Source organism: Edaphobacter sp. FHG110511_03 (assembly GCF_059115365.1).
On the sequence record NZ_JBZYWL010000008.1, the window covers coordinates 1 to 17401 of the forward strand.

A 17401-nucleotide genomic window follows, 5' to 3' on the forward strand; every position below is an offset into this window, starting at 1 on the left:
GGACAACACCTTCGTAATCGCCGCCGTCAGCGTCGTCTTGCCGTGATCAATGTGCCCAATCGTCCCAATGTTCACATGCGGTTTGGAACGATCAAATTTCTCCTTCGCCATTGCTCTCTCCGTCTCGTAAGGTTGGCCGGCGATTATGCCGGCGAGTTCAAATCAAACTTCCAAAACCGTCTCAGTAGTACGCGTACAGCCGGAAGAACCTCTGCCGAAGCTCCGGAGCGACGCGCTCCAGGCTGGCCAGATACAACTCACGAATCTGCCCCTGATCTCCATCCGGGAGGCTGGAGTATTCCGCAGCCGACTTCTTCCCAAGAAGTCCCTTGGCGAGGACCATTTCGAATTCACGAATGCGAACTCCCTGGCGATCCAGCGACCGAAGAAAGTCGGCAACCTTGCCAGTCGAAAAGGAAGATTCGATGGCCGACTTTACCGCGCCGAACGCCACGGGGTCCGCGATCGGAAGTACCGGCTGCTCATTCAACGTGCTCAACAAACTCTCCTGCGGCGTACCTTCAAAACTTTGGAGCGGGAGACGGGAATCGAACCCGCGACCAACAGCTTGGAAGGCTGTGACTCTACCACTGAGTTACTCCCGCCCGTACAACATAACCGTCCAGAAAATGGACGGCTTCAAATTCTGGAGCTGATGATGGGGCTTGAACCCATGACCTCTCCCTTACCAAGGGAGTGCTCTACCACTGAGCTACATCAGCCTTACAACCAACCTACCAATCCTACCGCGAACGCAGCCATCCAAGCGTTACGCGAAAGGCAAAAAATCCCAGGAGGACCCACGTCAGCGATTGCATCCTGCCCGGCTCCATCGTCCGCCAGACCAGGATTGCCAGCATTCCCAGCCCGATCAGCGCAACTGCCATTCTGCCGCTGCCGGCGGGGCTGAAATCCACTTACGCTCCCCTGTCTACCGCATACAACCAACTACCCGAACTGAGTGGTGCACAGGGGAGGATTCGAACCTCCGTAGCGCGTTGCGCGGCAGATTTACAGTCTGCTGCCATTAACCACTCGGCCACCTGTGCACATCCCTGCCTTGCCTTTCACACACAGATCCTGACCCCATCCAATCCCGCCGTCGATCGCATCTCACGATCGAGCGGGTTTTACACCTTGAAGGAGTCTCCGGAGGTCTGCATGGCCAGAACGGCCCGACAGTACAACCAAATCCAATCTCTTCCACCGGCTGAGTGGAAACTGGAGCTGGCGAAGGGACTTGAACCCCCGACCCTCTGATTACAAATCAGATGCTCTACCAGCTGAGCTACGCCAGCCCAAACAGCCTTGTCCTGCTCCCTGTAAGCACGGCTGCGGGACGCGCAGTCTTGCCTGCGCAGAGTGCGCCGCAGAGCTAACTTTAGCACAGCAGGAACTCCCCCGCAACGGCAGCAGCGACGCGGGTTTAGCGGTTTCCCACAACCGCAGCCTCAGCCAGCTCTGCTGCCGCGCGTTCCTGTGGAGAAGCAATCCTCACCCAGGCCATACCGGCTGCTGTGGCCGCATCGATCCCCATCTGTCCATCCTCGAACACCAAGCAATGCTCCGGCTCAATCCCAAGCCGCTCAGCCGCCATCAGAAACGGCTCCGGATGCGGCTTGCCCTGGGCATAATCCCCGGCGCAAACCAGCGTCTCGAACCGATCCAGCAGGTCCAGCGTCTTCAACGAAGCTTCTACGGAGTCGCGGGTGCTTCCCGAGACCACCGCAAAAGGTATCTCCCCATGCCGTGCATCGATATGCTCCAGCACCTCGGGAACCACTTTCATCAATGGCAGATTCGCATAGAACAGCTCTTCTTTACGACGCTTCAGATCCTCAATCGGCATGGCGAGCCCGTGACGCTGGTTCAGCGTCGAGATAATCTCCGTCACCGGCATACCACCCCATTGATAAAACAACTCTTCGGCAAACTCGCAGTTCCACTCCAAAAGAACGGTCTTCCAGGCGGTATAGTGCAGCGGCATCGAGTCGGCAATGGTGCCATCGCAGTCGAACAGGTACGCCTTGAAATTTCCCTCGGGAAGCTTCAACTTCATGTATGAATCTCCTTGGCTCTCCCACACCGGCAGAAAGCCCTGTTTATAGGATGACAGATCGCTCAAGGAGCTTCGCCTTGAATAGCGATTGCCTTGGGAGCTGTTGCATCGTCCAATACCCGTAGTTATTTGTAGATTGTTCTTTTGGAGGTATTTCTGCATGTCGTTCGGAGCACGATTGGCCACTGCCCTGCTCTCTCTGGTCCTGTCCGGAACACTGTCCTTTGCGCAGAACGCTGAAACCTCCAGGCCTGCGGAGGGTCCTCTTCCTACCGCGCCCGAACATTCCAAAACCCTCACCAACAGCTCGATCGTCCGCATGGTAAGCGCTGGTCTCAGCGACGACCTGATCCTCCATGCGATCGCCGCCCAGCCGGGCCAGTACACCACCGACGCCGACTCCCTCGTCGACCTCAAAGACGCTAATGTCTCCGAACGTGTCATCACTGCGATGATCAACAAGGGCCGCAAACGGCTCACACCCGAAACCGCAGCTTCCTCAACCGCTTCCTCTGAGGATCCTCCACCGGCTCCTATCTCTGAGGTCAGCGAGATCGGCGCCTACTACAAGGACCGCAACGGCACCTGGCAGCCCCTCCAGACCGAAGTGGTCCACATCAAGTCCGGAGGCTGGCTGAAGTCGACCGCCACCCACGGCATTATCAAGCAGGACCGTAACGGACACCTCAACGGACGAGAGTCGAAGCTTCCCTTGCAGGCCCCCGTCGAGATCCTCATCTACGCCCCCACAGGAGTCGACATCGCGGAGTATAACTTTCTCCGTTTTCGCCTCAACTCCGACAATCGTGAGTTCCGCTCTGTGACCGGCGGCGTCTTTCACTCCAACAGCGGAGCGCAGCGTGATGAAGTCCCCTTCCATCCAGCCAAGGCCGGTACCCGGGCATGGAGCTTTACCGTCGATGCATCAGTAGGCGGTGGTGAATATGGCATCCTGCCTCCCGGGACCGGAAACATTACTAACGGCGGTAAAATCTATACCTTCGCCCTTACCGAATAGATTTAGGCCGTTGCTCTCTAGCACCGGACAGAGTAGAAACAAACAGGATGCCTGACCTTCCCGTAACCGATCGTCCAGATGCGTAAACCCACCCGATACTCCCTCCTGCTGGTGGCAGCATTGGTCGTAGCCCTGGTGATCGCCATCGTTCTGCGCAAAGCGGCGCCCCCCGAGGCCGCGCGCCTGCTCCCGGAGTCCGATGCCATCCTCTACGCCAACCTTAAGCCGCTCCGCCTGGCGACGCACTTCGACCGCACGCCCGTGAACCGCGCACCCGAATACCAGCACTTCGTCGACGCCACCGGCATCGTGCCCGAGCGCGACCTCGATGATGTTGCTTTCGCACTCCATCGCATGGACGATCCCAACGGTCCCAACGGCCCGGTAGGATACTCCGAGGTCTTCGAGGGGCGATTCGACGGTGAGAAGCTCACACGCTACCTCGACTCCATCACGACCGCCCGCGAGACCTACGCGGGCCACACCATCTACACCGTCCCCATTCACGATGGCGAGGCTATCCGGCCCCTGCGCATCGCCCAGATCGGTTACGATTCCATTGCCGCCTCCAACATGCCTACGGCGGAGCAGATCCACTCCATCCTCGACCGCCACCGGTCGGCAGCTTCGCCTTTCTCCGGATCGTCGCTGCTCTCCTCGCGCTATCGTGACGTTCCTTTGCTCTCAAGCGCCTGGGGCATCGGCCACATCGGTCTGCCCTTCTCGGATCGTGGCTACATCAGCCTCTTCGGCCTGCAGCTTCCATTGCCCGAAGACACGACCTTTGTCGCCAGCCTGCGCTATACAGGCTCGCTGCGACTGCGGGTCGAAGAGATCTCCCCCTCGGAGGCCGAAGCCGCACAAGCCGCGCAGAATCTCTCCACGCTCTTGGGTCTGTTCAAGTCGCTGCAGCAGGTGAAGCCTCGCAACCCCGAGGATGTCGCCTTCCTTCGTTTGCTCGGTTCGGTCAAGATGGACCATCGTAAGGATCGTGCCGTTCTCACGGCAACCGTTCCCCTCGAGCTATTGCAGTCTTTGACCAGCGCCCCCGCCGCCTCTACGGTTCCCCAAACCTCCGAACCACCCAACGGTGCATCTCCAGCTCCACGCTGAGCGCAGCCGCATCGTCGGTCCTGCCTACCGTCATTCTGAGCGAAGCGTAGCGGAGTCGAAGCCTGCCCTGAGCGAAGTCGAATGGGAATCCCTGTATTTTGTCCATCCCGGGAAATACTTAGAGGTATCGCGGCGGGCAGCCTGACTCTCCTCTGGCTATGCTCTCAGGCGCAGAATCGTGTCAGATGGCCGTTCGCACTGATCTCCGGGTCCACATCCAGAGGACGGTGATCGCTAAGATATCCCAACAACGCGCGAATGCAATTCTGATCGAGCTTGCGTCCGGCTAAACCGTTCAGAATCGGCAGAATCTGCCCAAAGCTCAACCCTGCCCGATAGGGTCTTTCCTCCGACAACGCACCATAGACATCCGCAACCGCGATGATTCGAGACTCGATGGACAGATCACGCGCCGTCAGCCGGTTCGGATAACCGCTTCCGTCCAGCTTCTCGTGATGCTCTCCCGCCACAATCGCAATCTCGTGGAACGGTCCGATCTGCTCCAGGATCTTTCGCGTAAACCCGGGATGCTCCCTTACGACCTTCCATTCGGCATCCGTAAGCTTTGCCTTCTTGTCCAGAATCTTGTTTGAGATGCTTAGCTTGCCCAGATCGTGCAGTAGAGCTGCTCGCCATACCAGCCGCACCCGCTCGAGCGGCAGGTGCAGATTCTCCGCGATGCCTCGCGCCAGCTCCGCCACACCCAACGAATGGCGGAAGGTGAAGTGCGACTTCGCATCCACCACCTCAGCAAAGGCCTCGCAGATCCTGTCGATCTGGTCTTCATCCAACTTATGCGCTCTGCGAGGATCCATTTCCAGAACCGCCGCCCGCGTCGCCTTGTGACTGTCCGTCGCCCGACAATGCATCCACAGCCGGTCCTGCCGATCCAGCTTCAGCGCAACTTCCACCAGCTCTGGATCGAACCAGCTTCCGCTCCACTCCTCCATCGTCTCGATGGCAATTCCCGTGTTGCGGCCGATCGAAAACATATCCAGGTGCTGGGCAATGGCGCCTAGCCGTGCCAGCCTCGGAATCTCGCGTCCGCGCTTGTGATTCGGATATCCCGATCCGTCCCAGTGCTCCTCGAGATTGCCCACGGCATCCGCCGCCAGCGATCCCATGCCCAGCTTGCTCACGATGCTCGCGCCGCGATCGCATCGCAGACCGATCATCTCCTCGTTGCCGATATCTTTGAGAAGTAGAGCGTAGTAAAGACTGCTCTTTTCTTCGTCGGTGAAGCCTGCCTCGTTCGCAATCCGCATCCCGAGAATGCAGCTCCGGAGGGCATGTCCATGGATGGCGCCATCGGTTAGCTCAATAGCGAAGGAAAGCGCAGAGATGATGTCTGAGAGGAAGATCGACTGGTCCAACTCCTGAGTTTCCTTTCGAAAGGAGGTTGATGTCGGGCCCATACGATCGATTCCGTCTCCGCAAAAAAGCTCTGCTGGCGAATGTTTTGGAATCCTGTGGGGCAGATCTTCCCTTGGGGGAGTGAGCCTTGAAGATCCCGCAATGACTATAGGGACTTCACTCACAACCTGCCACTAGCACAAAAGATGCATTTTTGACCGTTTGAGAGGCTTGATCTCAATGGAAAAAATTCATCGAAGATTCAACTTTCGAACCGGCATCTACCGTGATCCCTCATCCCCTTTTCCGAAAAATCCTGGGCTCTTTTGCTCAAAATTCTCACTCGTCTCGTCTTAACCGTCGCCGGGGCGTCTCTACCGCGGCTTTTGCATTGTCTTTTCTGCTCCATAAAGCGCCAGGAGAGGATGCCGCACCACCGCCCGGAACTCGTAATGTCCGGTATCCGTCAATCCGGGAAGTTCGGCGGAGAAGACTCCCGCGTGGCTGACGGTCTGGAGCGGCAGCGCTACCCACGCGGCAGTGCGGGAATGAATATCCTCCCCCTCAATCGAGCGATACTCGAATCCCACCTCCAGCGACTTCGCGCCTCCCATATCCAGCAGATCTCCCTCCAGGTGATAACTCTTCGAGCCCTCCTCCCACCGATAGCCTTCCGTCTGCACTCGTGGCGGAACCAGTGCGGGCACTACGTTCGTCATCCGCACCACCACGGGATTCGGCCACTGCTTGTTATCCTGCAACCGCTGCGACCGCATGGTGCGGATATGCAGGCCATCGCTCTCCATGCGAAAGGTCGACTTCGGGATAACCTTCGGTGCGTACTCCAACACCTCGCCGTTCGCGCCCAGCACACTCACCTCGGTCTTCGCCGTCGCCTTCACCGAGTGCAGCACCAGGTCCTTCCACTCGCCCATCTTCCACGGGATCTCCGGATCAACGATCGCATACAAGGCGCTCGAATCCTTCTTCTTCGTAAACCAGACATCGCCTTCGTTGGTGATGATCCACGGCCTCACTCCATAGATCGACTCCGAGTTCACGAACATCCACAGCGCCATCTCGCGCAGACGTTCCTCCTGCTCGACAGCCAGCTCCCCATTCGGCTTCGGTCCGATGTTCAACAGGAAATTGCCGCCCTTGGCACGCGTCTGAACCAGCTCGCGGATCAGATCGTGGCCCGTCTTGTAGTGGTCGTTCTGAGGCTGATACTGCCACGCGCTTCCCATGGTGTCGTTCGCCTCCCATGGAACGTCGAACGGCTTTCCGGGAATCGTCTGTTCTGGGGTCATCATGGCTCCCCGAGTGATGACGATCCTCGGCTGCAGCTTCCAGGCAAGCTGTCGCAGGCTCGTCGCCTCGCCATCAAAGAACAGCACGTCCACTGGACCATAGTTCGTCAAGAGCTCGCGCAACTGTTCGCTGTCGTACTGGAGAAGCCCGGGATTGTGGCTCGGCTGAACCTCCTCGGTTCCGCGCTGAATCGTCTTTCCGTTTTTATGCAGCCAATAGAAATCGTCCGGCGAAAAGTACATCCCCGGAGCGATGCCCTCGTTCTTGAACGCCTTCAATATCTCGGCTGTAATATCGCGATGAAACGGCGTGTTCATCACGTTGAACGGTGTCGTCTTCGTGTCGTACATGCCAAAGCCTGAATGGTGCTTTGTCGTAAACACGACATAGCGCGCGCCCGCCAGCCGCGCCAGTCGCGCCCACTCCGCCGGATCGAATCGCGTTGGATCGAACGTCTTCGGCAACTCGTTAAAGAAGCGGTCGCTGTAGTCCTGCGATGCTCCCACCAGGGAATGGCTGATCGTCACGCCAAGCTGGCTGTCCACGCTCCAGTGAATAAACAGCCCGAACCCCTGATCGCGAAACCACTCCACCCGATCGGCCTGATTTAGCGAACTGGTAAAGTCGGTGTTCTCTCCCGCGATTGCTTTGCCCTGCCCCGCGGCATGCAGTGCCACGCCCCCACACACGATCGCGATCAGTAAACCCCGTAGACTGCGCCGCACCATCAAATCTCATCCTCTGTTAAAGATCGCCGCCGGACACAGCTCTGCCAGGCAGAGATGCAATTCACCTGACGGCAAACCATCACTCTACATGGTTTTCCGAGGCGGCATCGCACGCTCGCGCAAAACATTGAATCTCTGCATTTCGCCCGAGACGGTTATTCCGTCTGAACCAAACGGATCCACCCGCGAGTCGCCAAACAACCTCCCGCAAAGAAACGGAACTCTTCTCCTACCTTTTCCGTATCTCCAGCGTCCTATGTGCGGAAGCACAAGCATTTTCGTGCCAAAGGATCTTCCATGACACCACAAGAACAGCAGATGCTCCAGGGCCTGGTTCAACGCGTCAATCAGACCCAGCTCCAGGAAAAAGACTTCGACGCAGAAGAGATGCTGCAACAGACGCTCGGGCGCAATCCCGATGCGCTCTACATCCTCGCCCAGACTGTGCTCGTTCAGCAGTACGCTCTCGACCAGGCGCAAAGCCAACTCGAGCAGCTTCGACAGCAATCACCACAGCGCTCAACAAGCTTCCTGGGAAATCTGCTCGGACGTACACAGGAACCGGCACGCCCTGCTCCTCCACCCCCGCCTCCACCACAGTACGTACAACCGCAATACGCTCCCCCTCCGGGCTATGCAGTCGATTACGGAGCTCCTCAGTCCGGCGGCTTTCTTCGTTCCGCCATGCAGACTGCCGCGGGAGTCGCTGCTGGTGCTCTGGCCTTTGAGGGCATCGAAAGCCTGATGCACGGCTTCGGTCATTCAGCAGGGTATGGTCCGGGCCTTGGCGGTTTTGGCGATTCGGAACGGCCTGAGGTCATCAACAACTACTACGGAGACAGTTCCCCCGGTCATGAGGGCTCTGGCCACCTCTCGCCCGACATCGAAGATCGACGTGGCGAATCCAAGTTCTCGCAAGCGGTCGACAACAACGACCATGGCGACAACTTCATGGACAACGGCAGCTCGAATGACGACAGCGCTGACAACTTTGCCGATGATTCCACCTTCGACGACAACTCCGGGTTCGGCGATGATTTCGATTCCGGCGGAGGCGACGACAGCAGCTTTTAGCCGGTCAATCGCCTGGCTTGTCTTTGTCTTTATCCTTGCGTTTCAGAGCCAGGCCAAACTTTGGTGAGCCGCGGGAGCCGCTGATCTTCACGGGAATTTCAGCGCCCGCGCCGTTTTTCCTAAAGAACGGATCGACAGGCTTCAGCAACCATGACTTCCACCACGTGGCCACCATGTTCGAGAGCGCGGCCTTGGTCCTGACCTTGCCGTCAAAGTTCAGTTCATTCCCATCCAGCGAATAGGCTCCGGCAAGGTTGATATCCGCACCGGGAAGAGAATATTCAAGACGGCTGAAGTGCAACTTTCCGCCGCCCATGCCAAACTTTCCCACCATTCGAGAGGTCACGTCGTCAGCGCCGGGTTTGGCCTGCTTTGCTTCGCCTTGCGCTCGCAGGCTCAGCATATCGACCTTGTCCTGCCACTCCGGATTTACAAAATGAATCGAGCGCAGCGTGAAACCTCCACTCAATCCCAGCTTTTGCGTCACGCTCTCTTTGCCGGGATGAATCGATAGCTTCGTCTTCATATTCAACCGCCCTGTCATAATCGCCGGCTGCGCCTTGACCGCAAGATCGAGGAAGTCCTGGATCCTGCCGTTCGGCACGTCCACATCCAGGTTGATCTGGTGCCCCTTCCCTTTGATGTTGATCACCGCGCCCTTGCAGGTGAACTCCGAATTCCGCAGCTTCGCCTCGACCGGCTGCAGATAGGTATCACCGCTGGTGCCATCCACAATCGCGTGAAATTTCGTGTGCAGCGGCATCGGATGATGAGCGGTATCGAGCGAAAAATCCGGCGTCTCCGTGGTCCCATCCACCACGATGCGGTTCAATTGTCCGGTAAACTCTCCCACGGAAGACAGCATTCCTGCGATCCCCTTAATCGTGTTCAGGTCTGCGCGATCAAACGTATATTTGCCGGTCACGGTTGAGTCCCCCGGACTCTCATTCACCCAGGGACCAAAGGTTCCCACCGCATGAATATCGCCGGTCGGAATCGCGTTGACAATCGTTGCGTCGTAACGCCAGGGACTATTCGGACCCACGTTGTGCATCACGATATGGTTAAGGTCGAACTCCTTAGGATCCTTATCCGGTTTGCTCGTTTCCAGGATCAGCTTCGAGTCATCGCAGTCGATCTCATCAACCACAATCTTGATTTTGCCGACGTGCCTGTTGCTTTTTCCTGCCTGCTGACGCATCTCACGGGGAGGGACACTGATGGTCATCCCTGCAACTTTCACCGTGCCGACGTGCATTGGCTTCAGGAAAAGTCCTGCGACGTTCGCGTGAAAGGTGAAGTGCTGAAGCGAGATCAGAGGATCCTTCGCACCCGCTGCCACGATATCGTCCGGCGGATAGATGCGAAGCCCATCGCCTGAGACCTCAAGCCCCGATAGCACCGAAACGTGCAGGCGATCAAGATCGACACGGCTGTCGAACCGGGTGCTTAGAGTCTCTATGATCCTCCCCCTCAGGATAGGCTCGGCACGATGAAGCATCCACTCCAAGGCCGCCGCAAGACCGATGACAAGGAACAAGGCAGAGATTGCAAGCCAGCCCCAGATGCCTCGACGCTTTTGAGGCAAAGACTGGAAAGATTGTTGATCTGTACTTCGCTTAACGTCGTTCACAATCAATTGGATGCATCTTGTCACTACATCGTGCCTAAGCTTTTAAATCGGCCATTCTGGTGACAAATAACGTCCAAAAAGCTGTTACTCTTCTCTTCGCTTCGTATCTAACGAGGCAAAGATGGGGGCGCAGGTTAGCCCATCTCAATTCAAGGAGATTGTTATGAAGAATTCCTTCAAGGCAATGATGCTGGGCGCGGCAGTGACCGGTTTGCTCAGTGGTTCCACCTCACCTATCCACGCTTCCAGCATGCACAACGATGCTCAGCTTGGGCAGGCCGCGCTCTCTTCGTCGGCGACGCTGATGGGAGCAAAAGAAAAGCACGCTTGTAAAGGTCAGAACAGCTGCAAGGGCAAGGGCGGTTGCAAGGCTGGTGACAACGGATGCAAAGGCAAGAACAGCTGCAAGGGCAAGGGTGGTTGCGCCACCGACGGCTCCAAGCCGCCTGCCGCATAACCGGCGCTGCCTGACAGCCTGTACCGCCGTGAGTGCGTTTCTGGTCTCGCGGCGGTACATCTAAACTCCTCCATGAGGATCTTGCAATGCCAGCAAATCGCTTCAACGCGTTTACCGAGTATGGCGTCGGCATCGGTCTCCGAGTTCCGCACTACCGCCATATCCTTGAGAAAAAGCCGGTCGTCGACTGGTTCGAGATCATCTCCGAAAACTACATGATCGACGGCGGACGTCCCCTCGCCGTTCTCGACAGCATCCTCGACCAGTACAAGGTCGTGCAGCACGGCGTCTCCATGTACTTCGGCTCGGCCGAACCTCACTCGCGGGAGCATCTTCGCCGCCTGAAAGACCTCGTCCGTCGCACCAACACTCCCTGGCTCTCCGACCATCTCTGCTGGGGCTCGGTCGACGGCACCTACACGCACGACCTTCTTCCCATGCCTTACACCTTCGAGGCCGCACGGCTCACCGCCGAAAAGATTCGCCAGGCCCAGGACTTCCTCGAAGTCCCCATCGCAGTCGAGAACGTCTCCAGCTACGCCGAGTTCCACGTCTCCCAGATGACCGAGTGGGAGTTCCTCAACGAGGTCGTCGAGCAGGCCGACTGCGGCATTCTCCTCGACGTCAACAACATCTACGTCTCCTCGCAGAATCACAACTTCGACCCGCGCACCTACGTCAACAGCGTTCCGGCAGAGCGCGTCGCGCAGATCCACATCGCCGGCCACTCCAAATTCGAGAAGTACATCCTCGACACCCACGATCATCCCGTGCTCGATCCTGTCTGGGCTCTCTACGCCCGCGCCATCGAGCGCTGTGGTCCCACCGCCACACTGCTCGAGTGGGACGACTCCATCCCCTCCTTCGACGAGGTCCACGCCGAAGCCCTCAAGGCAAACCGCTATCTCACCTCTCAGGCAGAAGCAGTACCGCTTGCGGTGACGGCATGAACGCTCCTGAGTTGCAGGCGCTGCAAAAACGCATGGCCGCCGCCGTCATGCGACCGCTCACGCGCAACGAACAGATGCGACAGCGCGACGAAAGCAATCGTTCCGTCGCCGAAGAAGCAAACGAGTTCATCAAGCCCAACGACCGTCTCAGCTCCTTCGAACGCCTCGAAATCTACAATCGCCAATACTGGTTCCGCGTCTTCTCCTCGTTTGAAGAGGACTTTCCCGGCCTCAAGTCGATCGTAGGCACCCGTCGCTTCGAACGCCTCATGCGCGCCTATCTTGAGGTCAATCCCTCGCGTTCGTTCACCCTGCGCAATCTCGGCTCTTCGCTCGTCGCCTGGCTTCGAGAAAACCCGGACTATACACAGCCCATGACCGAAGACGCCATCGCGATGGCCGCACTCGAATGGGCCCACATCGAAGCCTTCGATAACGAACGATGTGCTCCGCTCACGTCCGAAGAGATCGCCAACCTCGACGACGCCTCCCGCCTCGCGCTGCAGCCCTATCTCCGCTTGGTGGAGGCCCCCAGCGCCATCGACGATGCGCTCCTCGCTGTCCGCGATGCGTCTGAGGGAGCCGGAGCTCAGGCCTCGAACGCCGTAGGCATCCATCTCGTTCGCCGCACTCGCTCGCGCAAGCCCGCGCCTGGCCATATCTATCTCGCCATTCATCGCCACGAAGACTCGGTGTACTATAAGCGGCTCGGCCGGGAAGACTATCTTTTGCTCCGCGCCTTCGAGAGTGGCGCAATCCTCGGAGAAGCCATCGAGGCCGCATTCGAAAACAGCACCCTCTCGGAATCGGACCGGGCAACTCTCATTCAATCTTCCTTCCATTACCTCATGCAGATGGGCTGGTTCTGCACTCCACGCACGACCGAGGCGATATGAAACTCCTTGAACGACTCGCCGCCGCGCACGCTGCTTTCTGCACCATCGCAGAAAAGCTGTCCTCCCCCTTTCTCCTTGCCATTCGCCTCTACTGGGGCTGGCAGCTCATTCAAACCGGGCTCGGCAAGCTGCGAAATCTACCCAAGATCGTGGACTTCTTTACCTCGCTCAATATTCCCTTTCCCGCATTCAACGCTCACTTCGTCTCGGGGCTTGAATTCTTCGGAGGCATGCTCCTCATCGTCGGACTCTTCTCGCGCCCCATCTCGCTGCTGCTCACCGGTTCCCTGTTCGTCGCCTATTGGACTGCGGATCACGAGGCGCTGACCTCCATCTTCTCCGACCCTGGAAAGTTCTACGCCGCCGATCCCTTTACCTTCCTCTTCGCGGCGCTCCTGATCCTCGTCTTCGGTCCGGGTCTCTTCTCGCTCGACGCCCTCATCGCCAGAAAGTACCGTTCTTATATGCACACTCCTGCTTCAGGCACAGCACGCTGGGAAACGGATGCAGTCTCCGGATAGCGAAAGAGACGAGGCCGCCATGATCGCGGAGATTCTGGCAGGTCAAACCGACGCCTTCCATGAACTTATCCGCCCTTATGAGCGCAGCGTCTACCTCATGGCGCTCTCGCTTCTTCACAACGAGGCCGAGGCGGAAGATGTCGCGCAGGAAGCCTTCATCAAGGCCTACCGCGGCCTCGGCCAATTCCGCTCCGAATCCCGCTTCAGCACTTGGCTCATCGCCATCGCGCTCAATGAAGCTCGCGCCCGCCTGCGCCGCAAGCAACCCCGCCTGACCGATTCTATCGACGACCCCGATGGCTCCATCGTTCCTGCTCAACTTACCGACTGGCGCGAGATTCCCTCCGAGACCCTCGAGCGCCAGGAGATGCGCTCTCTCATTCGCCGTGCGCTCGCCGCGCTTCCGCTCGCCTATCGCGAAGTCTTCGTCCTCCGCGAGCTCGAAGAGCGCAATGTAAAGGAGACCGCCGAAACCCTCGGCATCACCGTCGCATCCGTCAAGATGAGGCTTCACCGCGCACGCATGATGCTGCAGAAGCAGCTCGCGCCGCAGCTCATCAGCGCCGCTCCAAAGCGCCGAAGGAGGTTCCCGTGGTTCTGAACTGCCGCCATGTCTGGGACTACATCTCCGGCTATCTGGACAACACCCTCGACCCGGAGACCCGGGCCGATGTCGAACATCATCTGGAACACTGCGAGATCTGCTCCGCGGTTCTCGACTCGACCCGCAATATCCTCATCCTTACCGCGGACGACCGCGTCTTCGAACTTCCCCTCGGCTACAGCGAGCGACTCCACGCACGGCTGACAAAAGCCATGCTTGAAATTCCGCCACCGGCAGATGAAAAAGACGAAGAAGAACCGCCTTCGTGAGACGCCATCACACCCGATGGACCATTCGGTGTGTCACCAACTCCACGGCAAGCAGGATCAGAGTCACCCCCGCCAGGCCAATCTGCAGCCGCTCGGAACGAAGCTTTTTGACAGAGACAGGCTGACGTCTCCACTGCGCTGCCGGCCGTGCCCGCAACGATCGCACCCTCCACACCGCATACAGATTCACTAGCGAGCCGATCAGTGCCAGCCACATCATCGGGATTCGAATAGCATCCTGGTGAAATCCCTTTGCCGGCGCATAGATTCCGCTGGCGCCTGCCAGGGCAGTCAATCCAATCAACACCCGAAATCCACTCACAGCCAGAAATGCCGTACAAAAACTCTGTAACAGCGCAAAGAGAAGGCTTCCCAGGTTCACCCAACCCAACCGGCGCTTCGTCGGCTCAGCCTCTATCCGGCTATCCGCCCCCGAATCTTCCTTTGCAGAATCCATACTTCGATTCTAGCGCCCACCCGCACCCACCCTCTCTGGCCGCCCGTGCTCGAGCCATACCTTGTAAAGACCCCATGCCGCCACCGAACAGTTATCCACAATCTCCCCGTTCAGCAGCATCTGCTCAAACTCCGCTACACTCACCCGCCGCAGCACCAGGTCCTGCTCCTCCGCATCGGGATCAGGCTCCCCGTGCGTCAGCCCCTCGGCAAGAAAGATATAGTGCTTCTGATTCATCACGCCGTAAGCAATTTGCAGCGTGCTCAGCAGCGTCAGCCGCTCAGCCTCGATGCCGGTCTCCTCGCGAAGCTCACCCCGCGCCAGCTCTTCAGGAACCACCTCGGCCTGCTCCCAACCACCCTGCGGAAACTCGGCGAATCGGCCGCCTACGGTATAGCGGTACTGTTCGATCAGGTAAACGAACTCGCCTTCCTCTGTCTTCTCCAGCGGAATGATGATCGAAGCCGGGTCCTTATCGACTACCCCATAAATCCCGCGCTGCCCGTTCGAACGTTCAATTACGTCCTCACGCACGCTCGTCCATGGATTGCGATAGACCTCACGGCTGCTGATGGTTTTAATCGACAAGCTCTCTCCTGAAGTGCCATGAAACATCAAACGCCCCAACCCACACCGTCATTCTGAGCGGAGCGCAGCGAAGTCGAAGAATCCCTGTATTTCTTTGCAGGATATTTAAGTCCCACTGATCTTCCCTCAGGCAAAACCTTCTTCAAGACCTCAATCCGGCATCTCGAACTCAAGATGCGAAGGATACTTCGCCGATCCATAGATCGAAATGGTCTCCGCCTTATAGGCGTCCGGAGAAGCCGTCATGATATTCGGCACATACGTCTGCGGATTCCGGTCGTACAGCGGGAACCAGCTCGACTGCACCTCGACCATGATCTTGTGTCCCTTCAGAAAAGTGTGGTCCGCTCCATGCAGACTCCACTTGTACTCCGCAACCTCGCCCGGCTTCACCGGCTCCGGCTTCTCGAAACTGTTCCTATAGCGTCCGCGAAAAATCTCATCGGCGATCATCAGCTGGTAGCCACCCATCCCGTTCGGCGCGTCGTCGGGGTACACGTCAATCAGCTTCACCACCCAATCGCCATCGCTCCCCGTCGTCGAGGCAAACAGGTCGGCCACTATATCCCCGGTCACGGTCACATCATGGTCAAGCGCCGCCGTCGTGAAGTTCGCCAGGTCCTTGCGCCCGCTCACAAAGCGCTGATCTTCCACCAACCACGTGCGCCATTTCGACCCATTCCCATACGTCGCCTGCACCGGCCTGTGCCGATAGGGCACGGGATTCGCAGGGTCTGCCACATACTCTGTCTTCGCTTCTCCACCTGGTGCATCAAAGCTCAGCCCATGATCAGCGGCGAGATACATCTTCGCCGGCTTGAATCCCGCCTTAGGCGGCCATGCATCATACCGCTTCCACTCATCCACACCGGTTCGGAAACTCGCCGTGTCCTTCAGATCGAACCCCCGTCGATCCTTCAGATACTTCTCGAAGAACGGCGCCTCGATCGTCTTCCGATACGCCTCGCCCGTCGCTGCCCCAAAGTTCACAACACCCAGGTGCCGCGTCGTCGGAACCCATCCGCCATGATTCCAGGGTCCCAGCACCAGGTAGACCTCATGATCCTTGTCATGTGGCTCCAGGGCAGCATATTCGGCTTGCGGTCCCCACATATCCTCCTGGTCCCACCATCCACCAACCTCCAGCGTAGGAACCTCTACCTTGGTCAGGTGCGGCTCTACTGCCATCGCCTGCCAGAACTTCGTATACGCAGGCTGCGTCAGAAACGCCTTTGCCGTCGGCAGATCGCTCATTCCCGCGCTCTTCGCCGCACCGGCAAAGTTTCCATTCTTCAAAAAGAAGTCGAACGTATCCTCGCTCGTCTCCACGCGCACATCGGTCTTCTGCCCCTCCAGCTGCTGCACATAATCGAAGCCGTAGGTCTCGCGGAACGCTCCGTTATGAAAGAAGTCGTCGCCGATCCAGATGTTCGTCATCGGTGCCTGCGGGGATATCGCCTTCACCGCCGAATGCGCGTCGATCCCCGCCATCATCGCCAGGAACCCCGGGTAGGAGATGCCATACACCCCAACCCGCCCATTGTTGTTCGGAATATTCTTCAGCAGCCAGTCAATCGTGTCGTTTGTATCCGTGGTCTCGTCCACGTCGTTCTTCGTCGTATGCGCGACAACAGGCCGGTTCATCACGAACTGACCCTCCGACTTGTACCGCCCGCGAATGTCTCCAAAGACGAAGATGTATCCGCTGGCCGCCAGCTCAGGCTTGGAGGCGTTCACGCTCATCGACGTCTCGCCATCCACTCCATACGGCGTTCTCTGCATCAGAAACGGCAGCCGCTCCCCCGTACTTTCCGATCCTTTCGGCCGCAGAATCACCAGATGCAGCTTCACCCCGTCCCGCATCGGGACCATCGTCTCGTTCCGCGTGTACTCGCGAAAATGGTTCAGATCCTTCGGCTTGTCGCTGAAGCGAACCATGCTCATCGAGCCGTTGCTTCGCGACCCGGCAGTTGTCGTCGTAAGCCCCGTCACCTTGCCTTTGCCATCACGGGTAAATGCCACGCGAACCGAGGTCTCCGGCAGAAAGAAGTGGTCCACCGACTCCGGCTTCAACTCCACCGCCGCCATACGCTCACCCTCCGCGTACAGCACGCCATTCCGCAGCGAAATTGCATTCACGACATCCGGCTCGACGGACCCGCGATACTGCCCCACATACTCGCCCAGCTTGCTCGAGGAAAGTGTCACTGCCTGCGGATCGCCCCCGCCAACCTGCGACCATGCCATCGCAGATGAAAACAACAGAACCCCCGACAGCATCTTCGTCGACCACGTAAAACGTCTCATCGAGCCTTCCTCAAACCAACGCTGTCGTGAACCTGCGGAAAAGAAAGCACTGCGGCCGCCTTC

The 17401-nt window shown here is 58.2% G+C and carries 19 protein-coding genes and 4 tRNA genes; 9 read left to right on the forward strand and 14 right to left on the reverse strand.

Annotated features, from left to right (window positions below):
- From AC5S26_RS25340 to AC5S26_RS25375, 8 genes are all read right to left on the reverse strand, one after another.
- Positions 1–111 (reverse strand): GTP-binding protein (locus AC5S26_RS25340; protein WP_494184631.1); only part of this gene is annotated, 111 nt, incomplete at its 3' end.
- Positions 112–181: 70 nt separating this feature from the next.
- On the reverse strand, positions 182–499 hold the full coding sequence (locus AC5S26_RS25345) for a hypothetical protein (RefSeq protein ID WP_494187750.1): 318 nt from the start codon (positions 497–499) through the stop codon (positions 182–184).
- Positions 500–530: 31 nt separating this feature from the next.
- Positions 531–605 (reverse strand) — tRNA-Gly (locus AC5S26_RS25350).
- 42 nt (positions 606–647) lie between these two features.
- Positions 648–722: transfer RNA gene (locus tag AC5S26_RS25355), tRNA-Thr, on the reverse strand.
- Positions 723–743: 21 nt separating this feature from the next.
- Complete coding sequence (locus AC5S26_RS25360; RefSeq protein WP_494187751.1) at positions 744–917, reverse strand: hypothetical protein; 174 nt, start codon at positions 915–917, stop codon at positions 744–746.
- 45 nt (positions 918–962) lie between these two features.
- Positions 963–1049, reverse strand: a tRNA-Tyr gene (locus AC5S26_RS25365).
- Positions 1050–1222: 173 nt separating this feature from the next.
- A tRNA-Thr gene (locus AC5S26_RS25370) sits at positions 1223–1298 on the reverse strand.
- Between the two features lie 128 nt (positions 1299–1426).
- Complete coding sequence (locus tag AC5S26_RS25375; protein WP_494187752.1) at positions 1427–2059, reverse strand: HAD family hydrolase; 633 nt, start codon at positions 2057–2059, stop codon at positions 1427–1429.
- A 160-nt stretch (positions 2060–2219) separates the two neighbouring features.
- Here AC5S26_RS25375 and AC5S26_RS25380 point away from each other — a divergent pair, with 160 nt between their 5' ends.
- The gene (locus AC5S26_RS25380; RefSeq protein ID WP_494187753.1) at positions 2220–3077 is read left to right on the forward strand and encodes a hypothetical protein; all 858 of its coding nucleotides are present in this window, start codon (positions 2220–2222) and stop codon (positions 3075–3077) included.
- 78 nt (positions 3078–3155) lie between these two features.
- On the forward strand, positions 3156–4190 hold the full coding sequence (locus AC5S26_RS25385; RefSeq protein WP_494187754.1) for a hypothetical protein: 1035 nt from the start codon (positions 3156–3158) through the stop codon (positions 4188–4190).
- 164 nt (positions 4191–4354) lie between these two features.
- On the opposite strand, the gene AC5S26_RS25390 is transcribed toward AC5S26_RS25385, so the two are convergent.
- Complete coding sequence (locus AC5S26_RS25390) at positions 4355–5563, reverse strand: HD-GYP domain-containing protein (RefSeq protein WP_494187755.1); 1209 nt, start codon at positions 5561–5563, stop codon at positions 4355–4357.
- Positions 5564–5917: 354 nt separating this feature from the next.
- On the reverse strand, positions 5918–7582 hold the full coding sequence (locus AC5S26_RS25395; protein WP_494187756.1) for an alpha-L-fucosidase: 1665 nt from the start codon (positions 7580–7582) through the stop codon (positions 5918–5920).
- 297 nt (positions 7583–7879) lie between these two features.
- On the opposite strand from AC5S26_RS25395, the gene AC5S26_RS25400 reads away from it, so the two are divergent.
- Positions 7880–8656, forward strand: coding sequence for a DUF2076 domain-containing protein (locus AC5S26_RS25400; RefSeq protein WP_494187757.1), 777 nt, complete (start codon positions 7880–7882; stop codon positions 8654–8656).
- Positions 8657–8660: 4 nt separating this feature from the next.
- Here the strand turns inward: AC5S26_RS25400 and AC5S26_RS25405 are convergent, their stop codons facing one another.
- Positions 8661–10157 (reverse strand): AsmA family protein, encoded by a 1497-nt coding sequence (locus tag AC5S26_RS25405; protein WP_494187758.1) that lies wholly within the window; start codon positions 10155–10157, stop codon positions 8661–8663.
- Between the two features lie 295 nt (positions 10158–10452).
- Here AC5S26_RS25405 and AC5S26_RS25410 point away from each other — a divergent pair, with 295 nt between their 5' ends.
- The 6 genes from AC5S26_RS25410 (at position 10453) to AC5S26_RS25435 (ending at position 13986) form a co-directional block, all read left to right on the forward strand.
- Positions 10453–10746, forward strand: coding sequence for a hypothetical protein (locus AC5S26_RS25410; RefSeq protein ID WP_494187759.1), 294 nt, complete (start codon positions 10453–10455; stop codon positions 10744–10746).
- A gap of 86 nt (positions 10747–10832) precedes the next feature.
- Entirely contained in the window at positions 10833–11696 is an 864-nt protein-coding gene (gene bufB, locus AC5S26_RS25415) for an MNIO family bufferin maturase (RefSeq protein ID WP_494187760.1), read from the forward strand.
- Positions 11693–12592 carry an HvfC/BufC family peptide modification chaperone gene (locus AC5S26_RS25420; protein WP_494187761.1) on the forward strand — a complete coding sequence of 300 codons (900 nt, stop codon included), beginning with the start codon at positions 11693–11695 and terminating at the stop codon, positions 12590–12592. Before bufB ends, AC5S26_RS25420 begins: the two co-directional genes overlap by 4 nt.
- Positions 12589–13113: a DoxX family protein gene (locus tag AC5S26_RS25425; protein WP_494187762.1), complete on the forward strand. Its 525-nt coding sequence runs from the start codon at positions 12589–12591 to the stop codon at positions 13111–13113. Before AC5S26_RS25420 ends, AC5S26_RS25425 begins: the two co-directional genes overlap by 4 nt.
- Positions 13097–13714, forward strand: coding sequence for a sigma-70 family RNA polymerase sigma factor (locus AC5S26_RS25430; RefSeq protein WP_494187763.1), 618 nt, complete (start codon positions 13097–13099; stop codon positions 13712–13714). The genes AC5S26_RS25425 and AC5S26_RS25430 overlap by 17 nt, the downstream gene beginning before the upstream one ends.
- A complete protein-coding gene (locus AC5S26_RS25435; protein WP_494187764.1) occupies positions 13705–13986 on the forward strand; it encodes an anti-sigma factor family protein in 282 nt (93 codons plus the stop codon). The genes AC5S26_RS25430 and AC5S26_RS25435 overlap by 10 nt, the downstream gene beginning before the upstream one ends.
- Before the next feature lie 7 nt (positions 13987–13993).
- On the opposite strand, the gene AC5S26_RS25440 is transcribed toward AC5S26_RS25435, so the two are convergent.
- The 3 genes from AC5S26_RS25440 to AC5S26_RS25450 form a co-directional block, all read right to left on the reverse strand.
- Positions 13994–14443, reverse strand: coding sequence for a hypothetical protein (locus AC5S26_RS25440; protein ID WP_494187765.1), 450 nt, complete (start codon positions 14441–14443; stop codon positions 13994–13996).
- Positions 14444–14452: 9 nt separating this feature from the next.
- Positions 14453–15031 carry an NUDIX domain-containing protein gene (locus tag AC5S26_RS25445; protein WP_494187766.1) on the reverse strand — a complete coding sequence of 193 codons (579 nt, stop codon included), beginning with the start codon at positions 15029–15031 and terminating at the stop codon, positions 14453–14455.
- A gap of 150 nt (positions 15032–15181) precedes the next feature.
- A complete protein-coding gene (locus AC5S26_RS25450) occupies positions 15182–17338 on the reverse strand; it encodes a CocE/NonD family hydrolase (RefSeq protein WP_494187767.1) in 2157 nt (718 codons plus the stop codon).
- Between the last annotated feature and the right edge of the window lie 63 nt (positions 17339–17401).